Annotated in this window: 1 rRNA gene; it reads right to left on the bottom strand. The window is 57.8% G+C overall.

Features of this window, described 5'->3' with window-relative positions:
* Positions 1-658, bottom strand: a 23S ribosomal RNA gene (locus tag IEY88_RS43925); the annotation flags it as partial.

The raw sequence follows: 658 nt of genomic DNA, 5'->3' as shown, positions 1-658 counted from the left end.
GTCAGCTCCAACCGTTACCGGTCTTCCACCTCTGGCCTATCAACCCAGTGGTCTAGCTGGGGGCCTTAACTCACGAAGAGTGGGATACCTCATCTTGGAACGAGCTTCCCGCTTAGATGCCTTCAGCGGTTATCCCTTCCGAACGTAGCCAACCAGCAATGCTCTTGGCAGAACAACTGGCACACCAGCGGTCCGTCCGTCCCGGTCCTCTCGTACTAGGGACAGCCTTCCTCAAGTATCCTACGCGCGCGGCGGATAGGGACCGAACTGTCTCACGACGTTCTAAACCCAGCTCGCGTACCGCTTTAATGGGCGAACAGCCCAACCCTTGGGACCTACTCCAGCCCCAGGATGCGACGAGCCGACATCGAGGTGCCAAACCATCCCGTCGATATGGACTCTTGGGGAAGATCAGCCTGTTATCCCCGGGGTACCTTTTATCCGTTGAGCGACCACGCTTCCACAAGCCATGGCCGGATCACTAGTTCCGACTTTCGTCCCTGCTCGACCCGTCAGTCTCACAGTCAAGCTCCCTTGTGCACTTGCACTCAACACCTGATTGCCAACCAGGCTGAGGGAACCTTTGAGCGCCTCCGTTACTCTTTGGGAGGCAACCGCCCCAGTTAAACTACCCACCAGGCACTGTCCCTGATCCGGA

The organism is Lentzea pudingi (genome assembly GCF_014646255.1).
Taxonomy (GTDB): domain Bacteria; phylum Actinomycetota; class Actinomycetes; order Mycobacteriales; family Pseudonocardiaceae; genus Lentzea; species Lentzea pudingi.
This window is presented reverse-complemented; position numbering and strand designations above follow the sequence as displayed.